Origin of the sequence: Pseudomonas sp. H1h (assembly GCF_000633255.1) — a bacterium.
Classification (GTDB): Bacteria; Pseudomonadota; Gammaproteobacteria; order Pseudomonadales; family Pseudomonadaceae; genus Aquipseudomonas.
In genome coordinates, this window is the sequence record NZ_AYMJ01000018.1 from 140,548 (window position 1) to 156,613 (window position 16,066).

Sequence of the window (16,066 nt, forward strand, 5' to 3'; positions counted from 1 at the left end):
GTCACCCTTCGGCCCGTTCTCAAGGATCAGAACAAGGAAATCAAGGATTGAGTGGCTACGTTCCCAACCCGCCCAAAAACCACCGCTACGAAGAAGCCAAACCCGTCGACATTCATGCCCAGCGTTGGGCCGAGTATGAGAAACACGGGAAAGAACCTGCGCGCGAGCCTGAGAAAATCGGCATTGCGTTGAGGATTGGGGTGTTCTTTGATGGTACCGGCAACAATGCGAATAACACGGCGGCGGGGTTGCTGTGCGGTGCGCAGCATCCGATTGCGCCGCAGGATATTCCTGCTAGCTGTCAGCCCTATATGAAGGATCCGGACAGTAGCTATGGCGCGGGCCCTACCAATGTTAAAAAACTGAGTGAGCTCTACGATGCCCCAGAGGGGGCCGAAGGTGAGGGGCTCCGAAAGAAAGCTTTCCGCATGATTTATGTAGAGGGTATTGGCACCCAAGCGGGTAAGGAAGATAGCTCCCTTGGGGGTGGCACCGGGCGAGGTGAGACCGGAGTTGCAAGTAGGGTTCAGTCTTCGTTTGCATCGATCAAATTACGTATCAAAGAACTCTTGAACGATAACCCGGGTAGCGAAGTGACTTCGCTGACCTTCGACACATTTGGATTCAGCCGTGGTGCAGCTGCTGCCCGGCACTTTTCCAATGAAGTCGTGCGTGGCAAGCAAGGTCCTTTAGGTGAAGTGCTACGGAGCAACCCTGAGGCGTTCAGCAAGACCTTTATTGATCAATATAATGCCGATATCAGAATGGGCTTTATCGGGCTGTTCGATACAGTTCCGTCAATAGCTGGTTGGTCCAATTTCGGCAACGTGAAAAGTCCCATTGCAACGGGTATCAAGCTTTACCTGGATCGTCGTTTTTTCACCGACGTCGTCCATTTGGTTGCGCGTGATGAATGCCGAGGCAACTTTGCCCTCAGCCGTGTAAAACCTGCTCATCTGGAGATTACTTTGCCAGGTGTTCACTCCGATATCGGAGGTAGTTACCTCGACGAAGCGCAGGAGTGTGTGCTTGTCAGCCCTATGCAAGCACTAGAAGTCCCTCTACAAACCGATGTTCTCACCACTTCGATTTACCGCGATGCGGTGACAGTAAGAAATCAGTGGATAGCGGATGGCTGGCCATCTGAGATGCTGGAAATCGTCACGCCACCTGCGCTGTTGATGCCGAACAGTCCGCAAGATCGAATGAGCCCACGTGTCAAACACGTCTATGCCGCCGTACAGCTCAAGCGTCCGGTCAGGGGCTTGCTGTCCCGAGTCTATCTGCGTGTGATGCATAAAATGGCGAAAGATAAAGGCGTTCGTTTCAACGACATTTCAGACACACCTGATCTGGCGCTTCCTTCAGAACTGCAAGCTATGTGTGATCGATTTGTCGCTGGTGACTACCGCATTACGCTACAAGAGGAGCAAATGCTCAAACTCAAGTACATTCACACGTCCGCAAACTGGAACCATCCACTAGGCAGGAGAGATGGAAGCGGTGTGAGAGCCGTGTACATCAACGCCCCCACCCCTGACGGCATACGCGTACAACATCCCCACGTACCCGATTGGACGCTTTTTTGATGAGACTTCTAACAAGCCTGCTCTGTGCAGTCCTCATGACCGGCTGTCATGCCGATCCGCTTTCAACAAAAAATGATCCGAAGTCTCCATGGTGGGAACTCGCGTTCACCGAGCCTCATTACATGAAGGTTTGGGTAGAGGACACAGCTGTGGAAGACATCAAGGGCGAGACGTTCTTGCACACTGGCGGAGGATCCGCCTCAGGCGGCCAACCGGAAGATGGCACAGACTCTGCTCGTGGTTGGCACGGCGTGGGAAGCACCGGAAAAAGTGTTGTTGGTGCTGATCTTCCCAAACGGATCTATGTCCGTTGGCAATCCATTGTTGAACCGCAAACGTACAAGGCCTGGGTAGATATCCCAGAGGAAGCCAGACAACTCATGCTTGCGTCCGTCAATAAGCGCTGCGCCAAAACACCTGAACAAGAGGGGCGCTATAACGCGTCTCTCTACTTGGGCCTGGCTCCCGGCGGCGTTGTGCAAGTCTGGGTTCGAGACTCATGCCACCACCCTGTCAAAGTCGCCAGAGCACAGGCAGAGGTTGAACCGCTAGGCCCTAGTCAAGGTAAGAACCAAGGGCGGTACGCATATCCGGTCAGCGAAAAATCCAAACGCTATATCGAGAAATTCGGCATCCCTTATGGGAGTTGGTAAACGGTCGGTGATGCTTAGAGCTTCGAAGCCTGAATGGCTGCTTCGAGCAAAGGGCCCGTGATCCGGCGGCCATTGTAATCATCGACAAAGTAATTGATTCGGTTAGCCAGGTGCTGAATGGATAGCCAGCCCAAGCCTCGGTAGTCGCGTAATTCCTCATCGTTGAGCTTAATCAGGCATTCGTAACTCACAAAAGACGCCTCGCAGTTGACGAGGAGATAGATTGAGCCATCTCCTGCGCGAAGAAGATCCCAGTAGTCGTCCGTAGTGTGATATGTCGCAGGGGCGAGCTGAACCAGATCCATGTTTGATTTTCGTACGTTACCTTTCAGTTTCTAACCATAACATGACTGCGAGCGCACGATTCTCGAATGCCTGCTTCTGGCCGAAAGCAGGCCCATCCGTAATTCCCCATCAGTCCGAGTACTACCAGATCAACGAATCCACCCGAGACCTCATCCAGCAACGATCTCAAACGCAGCACTACCCAACACCTCCCCATTCACCATCACCCGCACCCCATGCCGCCCCACAAAATGCTTCCGCGTCGTAAAGTCCTTGATCACCTGCCGCCTCCCCACAACCACACTCTCAAGCCCCGCCAACACCACCGTCTTCAACTTGAAAACCTTCCCCGAAACCCCGCCATTCGCCTTCACATAGTCAATCGCATAATCAATCACCAACCGCTGCTCATGCGCCACCGTCGACTTCACCGTAAACGACAAAGTAATCGCTTCTCCCAACCTCACCGCCGCCGGCTCAACTCGCACATTCAACAACTCAACCTCAGCCTTGGCCCCCGCGCCAATCACCGTCAGCGCCCTTAAATCTCCCTGTTTGATCAAGCTGCGCAACGCATGCTTGGCAATCCACGCCGTGTGCTTGTTCTCCAGTGACCACGCTTCAATCGTGTTCAGCACCCACTCCGGATGCTCCTTGGTCACGTCATTCAAATGATTCGCCACGGACTTGCGCACGTACAAACTCTCGTCCGCCTTCAACCGATCCAGTATCCCGGCGGCGAGTTGTGGATTGGCCTGCATCGCTTCCAGGCGAAACGACCACGGCAGGCGAGGGCGGCTGCCTTCGCTGGCCAGGCGGCGGACGTGGTGGTTTTCGTCCTGGGTCCAGTCGTGCATCAGTTCCAGCGAGCGTTCGAGGTCGCTGCGCAGGAAGTGGCGGATGGCGAATTCGGAGGAGCCGAAGGTGGTGAAGTATTTCAGCGCTGCCATTGAGGTATCGAACGCGTGGCCGCCGTAGCTGGCGACGTAGTGCGGCAGGCACATGCTGACGAATCCGCTGTTGAGGCGGGGGGCGAGTTCGCGCAGGACTTCGAGGGAATCTTCGTAGTCCAGTGGCAGCACGGCGTGCAGGCTTTCGCTGACGCGGGCCATGCGTTGCATCACCGACAGGTCGGCAAGCCCGTTGCTGGCATGTTTGAGAAACGCCTTGGCCTTGAACGCCGGGTACACGGCGCTCATTTCTGTGGCGATGTGTTGCAGGCGTTCGGCGTTGAAGATTTCCTTTAGCGCCGGGGCGGCGGTGTCGGTGGTGCTCATGGTCAGGTCATCGGGGTGCTGACGAACGCTTCGAGGGTTTCGGCGTAGGCGGTGTATTGGGCGATGTGCGGGTAGCGGCGGGTGTCGATCTGGTCGGGGACGACGAGGTCGGTGAAGCTCCAGGCGACGGCGAGGCTGATGCCGGCCTGCGTGAGGGTGCCGTCGGTGGGCAGGCCGGTTTTTTCCAGTTCCTGTTCGAGGGCAGTGAAGGCGGCGGCGAGTTGGCCTTCGACGCGCTCGACCCACGGTTGGTATTGAATGTCGGCCGGGCGAAGGTTGCGTTCGTAGTAGAGCTGAACGGCTTTTTCGCAGGCGGCGAGGCTGAGGCCGATCAGGCGCAGGGCGTGGGCGCGTTGTTTGAGGTCGGCGGGCAGCAGGCTTTGGCCGGCGCTGGTCTCGAGGTAGTCGAGGATGAGGGTGGAGTCCATCAGGACTACGCCGTCGTCGAGGATCAGCGTGGGCGCCTTGACCACCGGGTTGATCTGCTGGAATTGCTCGAAGTGGCGGAATACCGAGACCGACTCGTGTTCGAGGTCAATCCCCAAGCGTTTGGCGGAGATCGCCACGCGGCGCACGTAGGGTGAGTCGAGCATTCCGATCAGTTTCATGTGCAACTCCTTTGGCAAGTCACAAGCCGGCGATGGACACCGAATGTAGCGGTAAAAGTTGTCGGTTGACTACTGGGTTGGCTCGGTCAGGTGACCGTAATGCCACTGATACAAAACCTGTAATGCCCATGAAACACCCGTAAATAAAGGCTTTTCGGGCCTTGCGAGGTGTTTGGGTGGTTCTATATTCAAAATGCCAGCATCGACCAGGGACGGAAAAGGTAAACGAGTTCAGGCCCTCTGATTCAGTACTCGGTTGTATTACTTCCCTGCAGTTCATCCCCCCGATCGTTGAGGTGTTGATCGTTGCGCGTTGCGCACGGATCGGCTCACAGAAAAGTCAGGAGGGTCACACCATGCGTGCGTTTCAACGGTTAACGGTCTGTACGTTGTCTCTTGGACTGGTGGCATGTAGTAGCGATCGATTGGAGAAAGGCGCGGTGGCTGAGGAGTGGTCACGCAGTACCGAACAGTTGAGCATCAGGCCGATCTTTCCACCGCGTGCAAATTTTGAAGTCGGTGATCTGTATGTCGTCAGGGCAGCCAAGTCCGGAGCAGAGCTGAAAACGGCCGACTACTACATGAGTTCGATCTGGTTTGATCGAATGTCGTTGGAAAATGAATTGAAGAAAGCAGCCCCCCATATCAAGCCAGCTAAAACCATTGCGGATGATTCGGGCAAGACGAAGGTAATGAGTGTTCCCGACCTTTTTGTTCCGGACACCACAACCAGAATCAACAGTCTTGTTGCATTTCCCGGGTTCACGTTTGCTTCGCTGGCCGAAAGTCAGTTGGGGCTGGGTGTGACCAATAGTTCGATTGCAGCCTTGTTTGGAGGGGCACGCAAGTCGGCGTATTCGGTTTCGTACTCGGTACCGGTCGCTGAAACTTACGGTGTGAAATATGCGGACGCGCATCTGGCCGTCGATGATTACATCAGTCATTACCGCAAGAATCAGCGAGAAAAATTGCAGGAGGCAGTAGTGGCCCTGGAAAACAGCAGTACCAAGCGCGACAAAAATGCGTCCAGCCCGGTTTTGGTTCTGGTGACTCAGGTCTACCTGGCTCGCTCGCTGGATGTCGTGATCTCATCGACTGAGAGCGCAGGAGGACAGTTTTCTGCTGTGACACGGGCACTGACTGACCTGGATGAGCGTAAAACTGCGTTGGAAAAGCAAGTGAGAGCTCTGAAGGGAACCGACAGTAGCAAGGGAACATCGCAATCGGGCGCGGCGGCCGACGTGCCCAAGGAGGGCGCCGGGCAGACTAAACCCGCCGCGACGGATGCTCAACAGACAGACACCGTACCTGCGGCCAAGCAAGAAGCTATTGATCAAAAGCAGGCTGAGCTTGATACGGTCAATGAGGAGATCCGTCAGCGAGTGGAAGCCGTTACTCCTGCCATGCCAGGTGTTACCGGGTCAATTGTGAAGTCGTCTGCGACAGGGGTGACGTTGAGACAGGTATTCGAATATCCGGTTGCTATCGGGTTCTCGGGGATCAATATCAACATCGACGAGTTTCTGGCTTCGGGGAAAGTTGCCGAGGTGCCAAACATCGTTACCTACCCATTGAAAAGAGAAATCAAGTTCAACCTGGAGTAGCAGGTTGACCGCCGACCTGTCAGGGCAGGTCGGCGATACGCGGGCTTTTCAGTCGTCAAACCCCGCTTGCTCGTGAATCTCATCCACATTCAATTCCAGCCGATACGCCACCGCCACAAATAACGCCTGACACAAACACAACGTTGCACTCAACGAACGAAATGCCAGCGCGCTCCCCTCATTCACCAGCAACAGGCTGTTGGCATTCCTCGCCAGTGGCGAGAGGTGGCTGTCGGTGAGGGTCAGGGTGTTGGCCTGTTGCTGGCGGGCGTAGCGCAGGCAGTGTTGGGTTTCCTTGGCGTAGGGAGTGAAGCTGATGGCGACCACCAAATCACCGCTACGCACGCTGCGCATCTGCTCTCGATAACTGCCGCCAAGGCCGGACACCAGGTGAATGCGCTTGTGAGTGTGTTGCAAGTTGTAAACGAGGTAATCGGCGACGGCGAAGGAGCGGCGCACGCCGACCACATAGATGTTGTCGGCGTTGACGATCAGGTCGACGGCTTTTTCGAACGCGACGTCGTCGAGTTCGCGGCCCAGGCGTTCGATGCTGGAGCGGGTGGCGTCGATGCATTCGCGGGCGAGGTCGCCGTCGCTGGCGTGTTGCGACTGGTTGGCGATCATGCTGCGGATGCGTTGCTGGTAGTTCTGCACCGGTGAGGCTTTGTGGGTGTAGGCGGTGCGGAACAGCGCCTGCATTTCGCTGAAGCCGCTGAAACCGAAGCGCTGCGAGAAGCGCACGATGGCGGAGGGGTGCACCTCGCATTCCCGGGCGATGTCGCTGATGCGATCGACCATGATCCGGTCGCTTTGCTGGCTCATGTAACTGGCGATGCGCTTGAGTTGGCGCGGCAGGGTGTCGTATTCGTCGGTGATCAGTTGCAGCAGACGCTCGGCATTGATCGGGGGTCTGGCGAGGGGGCGCTCGTCGTTGGCCGGCAGATCGGGGCGGGGCATGGGGAGTCCTTTTGGCTGATCGGTCACTCAGTGGGTGGGCTGATAATAGGTGGGCCTGCGAGGGTTTGCGGGCGAGATTTACGGCGTCTGCGCAGCTGAAACGATGCACTGCGCGGGCCACTGGGCTGAAAAAAATGCGACCAACTGCCGCTGGGTTAGCCGTTTGTCTTCTATATACAGCCGTTCGACTGAATTTCTTGCTATAAACGCACTCCGATGACCGCCATGACGCCTGTGTCAGAGCTGTTTACGGGTGTTGTCGGACAAATTCCCAGTATTTACAGTTGCTGAGGCCTCAAACGGGCCTTAGACTGCCGCCCCTTCGTAAATTGAGTGCCGGGTGGCGTTTGCAATAAACGATGCCTTTTCGTCGACCGGACACGGTTCGCCGGAACGCTCCCTAATTCGCCTTAATGCACGTTTTTTTATAGAGATATCAATGACAAAGGACAAGTTGCTGGCCATGCCGGCAGATGACTACATGAATGCCGAGCAGCACGCTTTCTTCACTGAGCTGCTGCAGAACATGAAAGTCGAAACCCACGAGCGCATTGAGCAAAACCGTATCGCCATCGAAAGCCTGGACACCCCGGCCGACCCGGCGGACGCGGCTTCGGTTGAAGAAGAGCGCACCTGGCTGGTCAACGCGATCGATCGCGACCAGCGCATGCTGCCGCAACTGGAACAAGCCCTTGAGCGCATCAAGGAAGACAGTTTTGGTTGGTGCGACGACAGCGGCGAGGCCATCGGCCTGAAGCGTCTGCTGATCAGCCCGACCACCAAGTACTGCATCGAAGCTCAAGAGCGTCACGAGCAGATCGACAAGCACCAGCGTCAGGCCTGATTCTGTGCGGTAACCCATGAATGTGGGTTGCCCCGAAAAGATCGCAGCCTTCGCCAGCTCCCACACGAGCTGACGGGGCTGCGATCTTTGCATTTGTTCGTCTGCGATATTGCGCGCGCCGTTCCATTGACCTGCTGCAAGCCCACGACTAATGGACCATGGATAATGGCCATGTAGTGGCGTTTAATGCGGATACAACAATGAGAACAAGCGTGGGGTGTTGATATGACGAGAGATGGATCTCTGGTTGGGGCCTTGCCCGCACCAGTGCTGTTGCCGAAAAACCGCTGGATCGCTCCGACCCTGCAAAGCATCGCCCTGATGCTGTTGCTCGTCGGCATGACGCTGGGTGAGTGGTCGTTGTACATCGGCCTGCCGCTGGCGGTGCTGATTGTCTGGCTGCCACGTCTGCGCTCGCGTGCCGTCGCCGATGCCGCGCCTGTCGATACCGACAGCGCCATGTCCGAACTCACGCGCGACCTTTCCTACACCACCAGTCATAACGCGCTATCAGCCGCGGGCGTGGCGTTTTCCGTCAAGCAACTGGCGAGCAAACTTGAATCGCAGCTCGACGCGGCGGCGCAGATTGTCAGCAACGCCGAAGTGATGATCGCCACCGAACACGCCACCTCGCAGCTCAGCCGCGAAGCGCTGGACGCCGCCAGCGAAGCGCATCACAGCAGCGCGGTAGGGCGCACCGAGCTGGTGGACTCGATTGCGCGCATGCACCAACTCAGTCAGCGCGCGAATGCGAGCCGTGAGCTGATCGAAGCCCTGAGCCTGCGCAGCGATGACATTCAGCGCGTTACGCTGGTGATTCAGTCCATTGCCAGCCAGACCAATCTGCTGGCTCTGAACGCGGCGATTGAGGCGGCGCGGGCTGGCGAGCATGGTCGTGGTTTTGCGGTGGTGGCGGATGAGGTGCGCGGTCTGGCGGCGCGCACGGCGTCGGCGACCGGCGAGGTCGGGGAGATGGTCGCCGACATTCAACAGCGCACGGCGCAAGTGGTGGAGCAGATCCGCGAGCTGTCCAGCGATCTGCAGACCGGTGTCGAACAGGTGGAAAACACCGGGCAGCACCTGGAAAACATCGCCCGGTTGGCCGCCGGGGTGGAAACTCAGGTCGGCGAAATTGCCCGTGGTGCGGACACCAATCGTGAGCAACTCGACAGTCTGTTCAAGGCCATCGAGCAAATGCGCAGCGATCTGGCGATCAGCGATCAACAGACTCGACGCCTGGCCGAGGCTGCGGTGCAGATGGAAGGTCAGGCGGAAACCATCAGCGAGCGGCTGGCCGAAGTCGGTCTGGATGACTATCACCAGCGGGTCTATGACCTGGCGCGAGAGGGCGCGGGCCAGATTGCGGCGCGGTTCGAAGCCGATGTCGAGCAGGGGCGGATCAGCCTTGAGGATTTGTTCGATCGCCAATATCAGCCGATTCCCGGGACGCAACCGGCGAAGTTTCAAACCCGTTTCGACCGCTATACCGATCAGGTTCTGCCGGCGATTCAGGAGCCGTTGCTGCCGCGCCACGAAGGGTTGGTGTTCGCCATCGCCTGCACGCAGCAGGGCTATGTGCCGACGCACAATCTGGCGTTCAGCCAGCCATTGACCGGTGACGAGCGGGTCGACGCCGTGGGCAACCGCACCAAACGCAAGTTCGCCGACCGCACCGGCATTCGCTGCGGCAGTCATCAACAGGCGGTGTTGCTGCAGACCTACACCCGCGACACTGGGGAGCTGATGCATGACTTGTCGGTGCCGATCATGGTCAAGGGCCGGCACTGGGGCGGGTTGCGGCTGGGCTATAAACCCGAGGCTGCGCGCTGATCGATTATTACCGCTGGTGCAATGAATCTGTGCACCGGCGTTGCTGTTTCCTCTACGAATAAATCATTAACATTTCTACTAGTTAGGTAGCTAATGAGTTCTGGAGGTCAACATGCAGAGCAGAGTCGATGTCGCGGTGATGATTGGCAGTGGTGTGCCCGCCGGATTGCGCGCGATGGGCCAGAGCGTGTGCTGGGTGGTGTTGCTCAATGGTGAGCGCCGCGGCACCGCGTTTGCCAGTCGCGATGAGGCGGAGGAGTGCAAGGCTGCCTGGCTCGCACAGCTACAAGCCGAGCCGGGCGACAGCCTGCACTGACATTTATTAACGGCCGTCGTGCAGACGTACGTTCAATTCGTCGACCATTACTGCTTCTTCACCGTCGGCGCGCAGCCATTCCTTCAAGAGTTGCGCCTGTTGCGGCGTCCAGAAGTCGGCATCGATCAGTTTGGTATTGGCATCCAGCGGATGCGCTTCGATGAAGTCGTCGATTGCACTGCCCTCCGATGGCAGTCCAAGTTGATCGAACAGGGTTTTCAGATCATAGGCAGGCAGTTCCATCGTGTACTCCTTTTGCGTGTGCCGGAATGGCGCTGTCGCTCGCTCTTTATCTGAGGCAGCCGTTGGGCAAGAGTTCGATTCTTGATTCAAGCGAGCGGGCAAGGGCGCACGCTGCGTTGTGATCTTCGCGGAAACCTCTTACACGACCGGTAGATGATTCCTTGATATGAAAAAACGCATTGCCCGCCGGAACTACCTGGAAACGCGGGGCGCTGGTGCTTTGTGCGTATTGCGCAAGTTCTGCTATAGCGCTGCCGTGCAACACGAAAGGGGCGTCGATGCTGGCGTTGGAGGGGCGGGCAAAGTGAGTCAGAGTGCACATATGAAGTCCTTTTCATGAGTTGGCCGACGTTTACTGGTCGGTTCGGGTAGTCGTAAGGAGCATCGCTGCTCTAGAATCGCCAGTGCCTGTTGGCGACAGGTGCCTATCTAAAGCAATTTTTTACGGGCGATATGTCGGAAAAGGGCTTTTTTTCGTCAGCTTTTTCCCTAAAGTTTGTAGTCCGTCTTCGTTGCGCTTCAATGAAGACTTTTCCTTCAAGGCCTGGCGAACGTCGAAGCAAGTTTCCCGCGTGACTTTCCAGTAGTCTTGCGAACTCGTGATGAATGAGCGTTCTGCTTGATTCAGGTTGACTGGAGTCATCTGGTAACAGCATCGGCCTGGCCGTTTTTTTTGCCGTGCGCGTTTTGGCGCAGGGTATTTTTTTAGATGTGGGGATGTTTCTTTGGCAGTCAGTAATCTCGATATGCATGCTTTGTTCGTGCTGGGTGATTTGCGTGCAAAGCTGGTCAAGCAGTTTCAATCGCGTTTTGTTTACATCACCGAACAGAACGCCGAAGGCATTTACGTGGCCGAGATCGACACCGAAAGCGCGTTGGTGGTCGATGACAAACCGGGGCTCAAGCTCAAGGTCGGCGATCATTTCAGCGCCTCGGTCCTGCCCAGTCGTGAAGGCGGCAAGATGGACATCCGCTTTCGCGAGATCAAACTGACGGTGTATGGCCTGGGTGATTACGCCTTTGTCGAGACCGCCGATGGTCACGCGATCCTGTTCAAGGAAGGCCACAGCGTGGTGACGGTGTTTGCCGCGCATCAGCAATTGCAGGAAGGTCTGACCAAGACCCTGAAAGCCGTCACCGGCAAAGCGGCGAAGTGGCGCAAGGGCGAACTGGTCACGTTCAAGGCTAGCGAGTGATTGGTGGCTTGAGTCGCGCCGACTTCCATTCGCAGAACTCCGACCGCGCGCGTGAAGAGGCCTTGCGGCTGTTCAACGCCAAGGCCGGGTTGCAAGGCGCCTGGTTGAACTGGGTAGCGGCGCAGATCTATGCCTTGCGGCCTGCCGAATACGCCAGCATGGTCAGACGCGAGCTGCAAAGCTTGCAGGAAAAGTCTGAAACATAACCTCGTCGGGGATGGACTCTCTGAAAAAGCAGGAACCTCGGCTACAGTCAGTTGACTGAGTATTCAGAGGCTTGCGGTCTTCTGCCAGGCCATCCTGCTATTGCTGTGAACAGCACGAGGTGCAAAAGCATGAAAGGATTTCGATGGTTACTGGCCGCCAGCGTAGTCACGCTCGGTGTACTGACGTCCGCGCAACCGGCAGCGGCGGCACAGGCGCCGATCCATTTTGCCGACCTGAACTGGGAAAGCGGCAGCCTGATCACTGATGTCCTGCGGATCATCGTCGAGAAGGGCTACGAGTTGCCGACCGATACGTTGCCAGGCACCACCATTACGCTTGAGACCGCGCTGGCCAACAATGACATTCAGGTCATTGGCGAGGAGTGGGCCGGGCGCAGTCCGGTGTGGGTCAAGGCTGAAGCGGAAGGCAAGGTCGCCAGTCTCGGCGATACGGTCAAGGGCGCCACTGAAGGCTGGTGGGTGCCGGAATACGTGATCAAGGGCGATCCGGCCAAGGGCATCAAGCCGCTGGCGCCGGATCTGCGCAGCGTCAGTGACCTGAAGCAATACAAGGATGTGTTCAAGGACCCGGAAAACCCGAGCAAGGGCCGGTTCCTCAACAGCCCGATCGGCTGGACTTCGGAGGTGGTGAACAAACAGAAGCTGACTGCCTACGGCCTGCAGGACGACTACACCAACTTCCGCAGTGGTTCCGGCGCAGCGCTGGATGCCGAGATCAGCTCTTCGATCCGCCGGGGCAAACCGGTGCTGTTCTATTACTGGTCTCCGACACCGCTGCTGGGCAAATTCAAACTGGTGCAGCTGGAAGAACCGCCATTTGACGCCGAGGCGTGGAAGACGCTGACCGATGCTGACAACCCTGATCCGAAACCGACCCGTTCACTGGCCTCGAAGCTGTCGATTGGAGTGTCTGCGCCCTTCCAGAAGCAGTACCCGCAGATTGCCGAGTTCTTCAGCAAAGTGGATTTCCCGATTGCACCGCTGAACAAGGCTCTGGCCGAGATGAGTGAGAAGCACACCGTGCCACGGGAGGCGGCGGAAGCGTTCATGAAGGCGCACCCGGAGGTGTGGCAGGCGTGGGTGCCGAAGGATGTGGCGGATAAGGTCGCGGCTGATCTGAAGTAGGCAGTGAGTCGGCTGGCCTCTTCGCGAGCAGGCTCGCTCCCACAGGGGAATGCATCCTATGTGGGAGCGAGCCTGCTCGCGAAGCTTTCAGGTTTTAGAATCTGGTTTGTACCGCCAATTCAAAAGTGCGCGGCGTACCCAGATAGTAAGCCGGCGAAACATGCGCGAACTCGGCATACACCTCATTGGTCAGGTTACGCACCCGGCCGGTGACGGTGGTGTGCGAGTCGACCTTGTAGCTGAGGAAGCTGCCGAACAGCGTGTATGACGGTACGGTCATGGTGTTCGCCGTATCCGCATACACCGATGCCACGTACCGCGCATCGACCCCGCCTTGCCATTGCGGTGAAAAGTCATAAGTCAGCCACAGGTTGCCCACCCGGTCCGGGACGTTGGTTGGCGTATTGCCCTTGCGTGACACCACCACGCCGGCGGCATTCTTCTCGGTGAAATCGTCGTATTGCGCATCGACCCAGGCGAAGTTGCCTTCGGCCAACAGCTTGTCAGTGATGCGCAGTGAGCTGGCGATCTCGATGCCTTTGGAGGTTTGCTGGCCCACCGGAATGCTGCTGGTCGGGTCCAGCGGATCAGTTACGGCAAAATCCTTGCGTTCGATGGTGTAGGCGGCAACTGTCGCCGAGCCACGGCCGTTCAGATAGTCGAACTTGCTGCCGATTTCCCATTGCTTGCCAGTCGAAACGTCGAAGTCCTGAGTGCCGTTCGGTTGCTCGGCGGCGGTGCTGTATTGCACGTAGACGTTGGCCGACGGGATGAACTGGTAAGTCAGGCCGACACGCCCGGTGACGGGCTCCCAACTGCGCTTGAGGTGCTTGGGATTGGCGGCCGTTACCGTGCGATGGTTAGTCACGTCGAGGTCGATGTCGTCGTAACGCAGTCCGGTCAGCAGCGCCAGTTTGTCGGTCAGTGCCAGCCGGTTCTCCATGAACAGTGCCTTGGTCGTGACCTCGTTGGTCTTGTCGCTGATCAGCGCCGGGTTGGTGCCGGGAATGTCGTAGAAATGCCCCGGCCGGTAGTTGTTCGGATCGACCGTACTCGCGCCTTTGACATTGAGCGGCGAGTTGGTGGTCTGGTTGACCTTGTATTCGAAGCCGCCGGACCAGGTGGTGTCGAGGCCGAACAGGGTGTTGTCGTGGCGCAATTCGAGCTGGTTGCCGTTCTGCTCCCCTTGATGCCGCACCTGATAGGCCGTGGAGCGGTTCACCGCGCTGTTGTCGGCGTTGTACTGATAGGTCTCGAGGTTGCGGTAGTCACGCTGACTGTCGAGGTGATACAGCGTGTTGCGCAAGGTGGTGCTGTCGTTGATCCGGTAGTCGATGATCGAGCGCAGCCAGATCGTGCGCTGTTCGTAGCGCCCATCCTCGACGTTGTAGTTGTTGAAGCGGTTGTGTTTGTCGATCTTCAGCTCGCCAGCCTTGGGATTGAGCACCGGGGTGCCCCAGTACGGGCTGTCTTCGTGTTCGTCCTGATATTCCACGGCCAGGGTGTGTGACAGATCCGGCGTGAGGTCGCTGAGCAGCGAGAACGCCACGCTCCAGGCATCACGCTCCTGGCGGTCGATGTAGCCATTGCTGGTGTTGTGGCTGACGTCCAGGCGCGCATAGTGCTGCACGTCGGCGCTCGGGTCGGTGAGGGCGTGGTTGAGGCCGAACGCGGTTTCGGTTGTGTCGTAGGTGCCGTAGCTGACGCGACCTTCGACGGCTTGCTCTTCGCGGGTTGCCAGTTTGGTCACGTAGTTCAGCGAGCCGCCCACCGAGCCTGCGCCGTTGATCAGCGACGACGGGCCGCCAACCAGTTCGACCCGATCATAGATCCACGCGTCCACCGGCCGGGCGAGTCCGCCGGAGACATTGATGCCGTTGAACATCTGGGTGATCTGGCTGCTGGTGAAACCGCGATAGGAGACGAATCCGCCAAAGCCTGGCGGTGCGCTGGCATTGACCCCGGGCAGGGTGTTGGCGGCGTCCTGGAAGTTCTGCGCGCCGTGGCGCTCTATGTCATTGCGGTCGGCGATGGCCACCGAGGCGGGCGTATCACGCACGCTGAGGCCGAGGCGCGAGGCCATGCCGCTGGATTGGTCGAGGCTCAGCCCCGGCTCGGTTGTAGATTCGCCGTCGATGGTGATCGGCGCCAGATCCACGGTGGATTGCGCCCAGGCGTTAAGGGACAGGCAGCCGCACAGGCTCGCCAGCAGAGGAATATGTTTCATCGTTGTATCCTGAATGCTTGTCTAGGAATCAGCGCACAGGCGAACGCCGCGCGTTGGCGCAGTGGGCTGAAAAATCAAAAAGGCAAAGACACTCAGGCGAGCGGCGGGGCGCGAGGATTGGCCGAAGGCCAAGTGAAGCGGGCAGGGAGATCGGCGCTGACGATGGACGCCAGCGGCGGGCTGTGTTGTTCCGGCAGAACCGCGAGGGTCAGGCTGGAGTTGAACGCCGGCCCCATGCCGCCGCCGACCGAACACAGCGGACAGCCGAACGCCTTGGACAGGGTCGGCAGTTTTTCTTCGACGGGATTGCTGGTCAGTGGCGCTTGAGTGGCCGGGTCGACCGTACAGAACTGGCCGCCGATGCCGTTGAGTTGCATCCCGACCATTTGCCCGTGACCGATGCTGCAGGCGAACACGTTGAACAGGACGCAGCAATAAAGCATCCAGGCCAGCTGTGAGCGATCGGAACGGGAGAATTTCATGGGGCGGCACTTTACCGTACCGCTGATCGGTCGTGCACTTCAAAAAATGCCGACTAGGATGATTTGTTCAAATCCCTTGAAAGGATTTCAACCATGACCTTTGTGATGGCTCAATGGCTGGTGACGATTTTTGCAATGATCGCCCTGGTGCATGTGTATTGGGCGTTGGGTGGACAATGGGCGGCGGTCGCGGCAGTGCCGCAAGTGCCGGTGCAAGGCTTGGTGGCGACGATGCGCCCGGCGTTCAAACCGTCAGGCTGGATCACTTTGCTGGTGGCGGCAGCGTTGTTGCTGATTGCCGTTCTGGTGTGCATGCGGGTCGGCTGGGGAATGCCGGCGGTGCATCATCCGGCGTTGCAATGGGTGATCAGTGCGATTGCGTTGTTGATGTTTGCCCGGGCGATCGGCGATTCGAATCTGGTGGGGTTTTTCAAGGAAGTGAAGGGCTCGCGGTTTGCGCGGCTGGATACCTGGGTGTATTCGCCGTTGTGTCTGGTGTTGGGGGCGGGGTTGTTGACGGTGGCTTGGGTTTGAGCTTTGAGGTGAATTTGAGGTCGCTTTCGCGAGCAGGCTCGCTCCCACATTTGGAATGCATTTCCCGTG

18 protein-coding genes are annotated in these 16,066 nt (G+C 57.9%); 10 read left to right on the forward strand and 8 right to left on the reverse strand.

The window, feature by feature from the left end; translation table 11 throughout:
* The first annotated feature begins 47 nt into the window (after nt 1–47).
* Together U862_RS0116325 and U862_RS0116330 are read left to right on the forward strand one after the other, a co-directional pair.
* Entirely contained in the window at nt 48–1,589 is a 1,542-nt protein-coding gene (locus U862_RS0116325; RefSeq protein WP_025111374.1) for a DUF2235 domain-containing protein, read from the forward strand.
* Nucleotides 1,589–2,242 carry a DUF2931 family protein gene (locus U862_RS0116330; protein WP_025111375.1) on the forward strand — a complete coding sequence of 218 codons (654 nt, stop codon included), beginning with the start codon at nt 1,589–1,591 and terminating at the stop codon, nt 2,240–2,242. Before U862_RS0116325 ends, U862_RS0116330 begins: the two co-directional genes overlap by 1 nt.
* Nucleotides 2,243–2,256: 14 nt before the next feature.
* On the opposite strand, the gene U862_RS0116335 is transcribed toward U862_RS0116330, so the two are convergent.
* The 3 genes from U862_RS0116335 to U862_RS0116345 all read right to left on the reverse strand — a co-directional run bounded on the left by U862_RS0116335 (nt 2,257) and on the right by U862_RS0116345 (nt 4,412).
* Entirely contained in the window at nt 2,257–2,547 is a 291-nt protein-coding gene (locus U862_RS0116335; RefSeq protein ID WP_025111376.1) for a hypothetical protein, read from the reverse strand.
* Between the two features lie 150 nt (nt 2,548–2,697).
* Nucleotides 2,698–3,804, reverse strand: coding sequence for a DNA alkylation repair protein (locus U862_RS0116340; protein ID WP_025111377.1), 1,107 nt, complete (start codon nt 3,802–3,804; stop codon nt 2,698–2,700).
* Between the two features lie 2 nt (nt 3,805–3,806).
* Nucleotides 3,807–4,412, reverse strand: a complete 606-nt coding sequence (locus tag U862_RS0116345) for a glutathione S-transferase (protein WP_025111378.1) — start codon at nt 4,410–4,412, stop codon at nt 3,807–3,809.
* A gap of 356 nt (nt 4,413–4,768) precedes the next feature.
* On the opposite strand from U862_RS0116345, the gene U862_RS0116350 reads away from it, so the two are divergent.
* Nucleotides 4,769–6,016 (forward strand): hypothetical protein, encoded by a 1,248-nt coding sequence (locus U862_RS0116350; RefSeq protein WP_025111379.1) that lies wholly within the window; start codon nt 4,769–4,771, stop codon nt 6,014–6,016.
* Nucleotides 6,017–6,064: 48 nt separating this feature from the next.
* Here the strand turns inward: U862_RS0116350 and U862_RS0116355 are convergent, their stop codons facing one another.
* The gene (locus U862_RS0116355) at nt 6,065–6,973 is read right to left on the reverse strand and encodes a MurR/RpiR family transcriptional regulator (RefSeq protein WP_025111380.1); all 909 of its coding nucleotides are present in this window, start codon (nt 6,971–6,973) and stop codon (nt 6,065–6,067) included.
* A 439-nt stretch (nt 6,974–7,412) separates the two neighbouring features.
* On the opposite strand from U862_RS0116355, the gene U862_RS0116360 reads away from it, so the two are divergent.
* The 3 genes from U862_RS0116360 to U862_RS0116370 all read left to right on the forward strand — a co-directional run bounded on the left by U862_RS0116360 (nt 7,413) and on the right by U862_RS0116370 (nt 9,963).
* A complete protein-coding gene (locus tag U862_RS0116360) occupies nt 7,413–7,817 on the forward strand; it encodes a TraR/DksA family transcriptional regulator (RefSeq protein WP_003225981.1) in 405 nt (134 codons plus the stop codon).
* Between the two features lie 606 nt (nt 7,818–8,423).
* Nucleotides 8,424–9,647 carry a methyl-accepting chemotaxis protein gene (locus tag U862_RS0116365; protein WP_371262580.1) on the forward strand — a complete coding sequence of 408 codons (1,224 nt, stop codon included), beginning with the start codon at nt 8,424–8,426 and terminating at the stop codon, nt 9,645–9,647.
* Nucleotides 9,648–9,759: 112 nt separating this feature from the next.
* Nucleotides 9,760–9,963, forward strand: a complete 204-nt coding sequence (locus tag U862_RS0116370; RefSeq protein WP_025111382.1) for a hypothetical protein — start codon at nt 9,760–9,762, stop codon at nt 9,961–9,963.
* Nucleotides 9,964–9,969: 6 nt separating this feature from the next.
* Here the strand turns inward: U862_RS0116370 and U862_RS0116375 are convergent, their stop codons facing one another.
* Entirely contained in the window at nt 9,970–10,206 is a 237-nt protein-coding gene (locus U862_RS0116375) for a DUF2789 family protein (protein WP_025111383.1), read from the reverse strand.
* A 46-nt stretch (nt 10,207–10,252) separates the two neighbouring features.
* Entirely contained in the window at nt 10,253–10,528 is a 276-nt protein-coding gene (locus tag U862_RS31180; protein WP_081794893.1) for a hypothetical protein, read from the reverse strand.
* A gap of 403 nt (nt 10,529–10,931) precedes the next feature.
* Between U862_RS31180 and U862_RS0116380 the strand changes: the two genes are divergently transcribed.
* The 3 genes from U862_RS0116380 to U862_RS0116390 all read left to right on the forward strand — a co-directional run bounded on the left by U862_RS0116380 (nt 10,932) and on the right by U862_RS0116390 (nt 12,754).
* The gene (locus tag U862_RS0116380) at nt 10,932–11,402 is read left to right on the forward strand and encodes a hypothetical protein (protein ID WP_025111384.1); all 471 of its coding nucleotides are present in this window, start codon (nt 10,932–10,934) and stop codon (nt 11,400–11,402) included.
* A gap of 8 nt (nt 11,403–11,410) precedes the next feature.
* Nucleotides 11,411–11,608, forward strand: a complete 198-nt coding sequence (locus U862_RS0116385; RefSeq protein WP_025111385.1) for a hypothetical protein — start codon at nt 11,411–11,413, stop codon at nt 11,606–11,608.
* Between the two features lie 129 nt (nt 11,609–11,737).
* Nucleotides 11,738–12,754 (forward strand): ABC transporter substrate-binding protein, encoded by a 1,017-nt coding sequence (locus U862_RS0116390; RefSeq protein WP_025111386.1) that lies wholly within the window; start codon nt 11,738–11,740, stop codon nt 12,752–12,754.
* Between the two features lie 94 nt (nt 12,755–12,848).
* On the opposite strand, the gene U862_RS0116395 is transcribed toward U862_RS0116390, so the two are convergent.
* Complete coding sequence (locus tag U862_RS0116395) at nt 12,849–14,981, reverse strand: TonB-dependent siderophore receptor (RefSeq protein WP_025111387.1); 2,133 nt, start codon at nt 14,979–14,981, stop codon at nt 12,849–12,851.
* Nucleotides 14,982–15,073: 92 nt separating this feature from the next.
* Nucleotides 15,074–15,463, reverse strand: a complete 390-nt coding sequence (locus tag U862_RS0116400; RefSeq protein WP_025111388.1) for a DUF2946 domain-containing protein — start codon at nt 15,461–15,463, stop codon at nt 15,074–15,076.
* Between the two features lie 93 nt (nt 15,464–15,556).
* On the opposite strand from U862_RS0116400, the gene U862_RS0116405 reads away from it, so the two are divergent.
* Nucleotides 15,557–15,997: a DUF3995 domain-containing protein gene (locus U862_RS0116405; RefSeq protein ID WP_025111389.1), complete on the forward strand. Its 441-nt coding sequence runs from the start codon at nt 15,557–15,559 to the stop codon at nt 15,995–15,997.
* Nucleotides 15,998–16,066 lie beyond the last annotated feature (69 nt).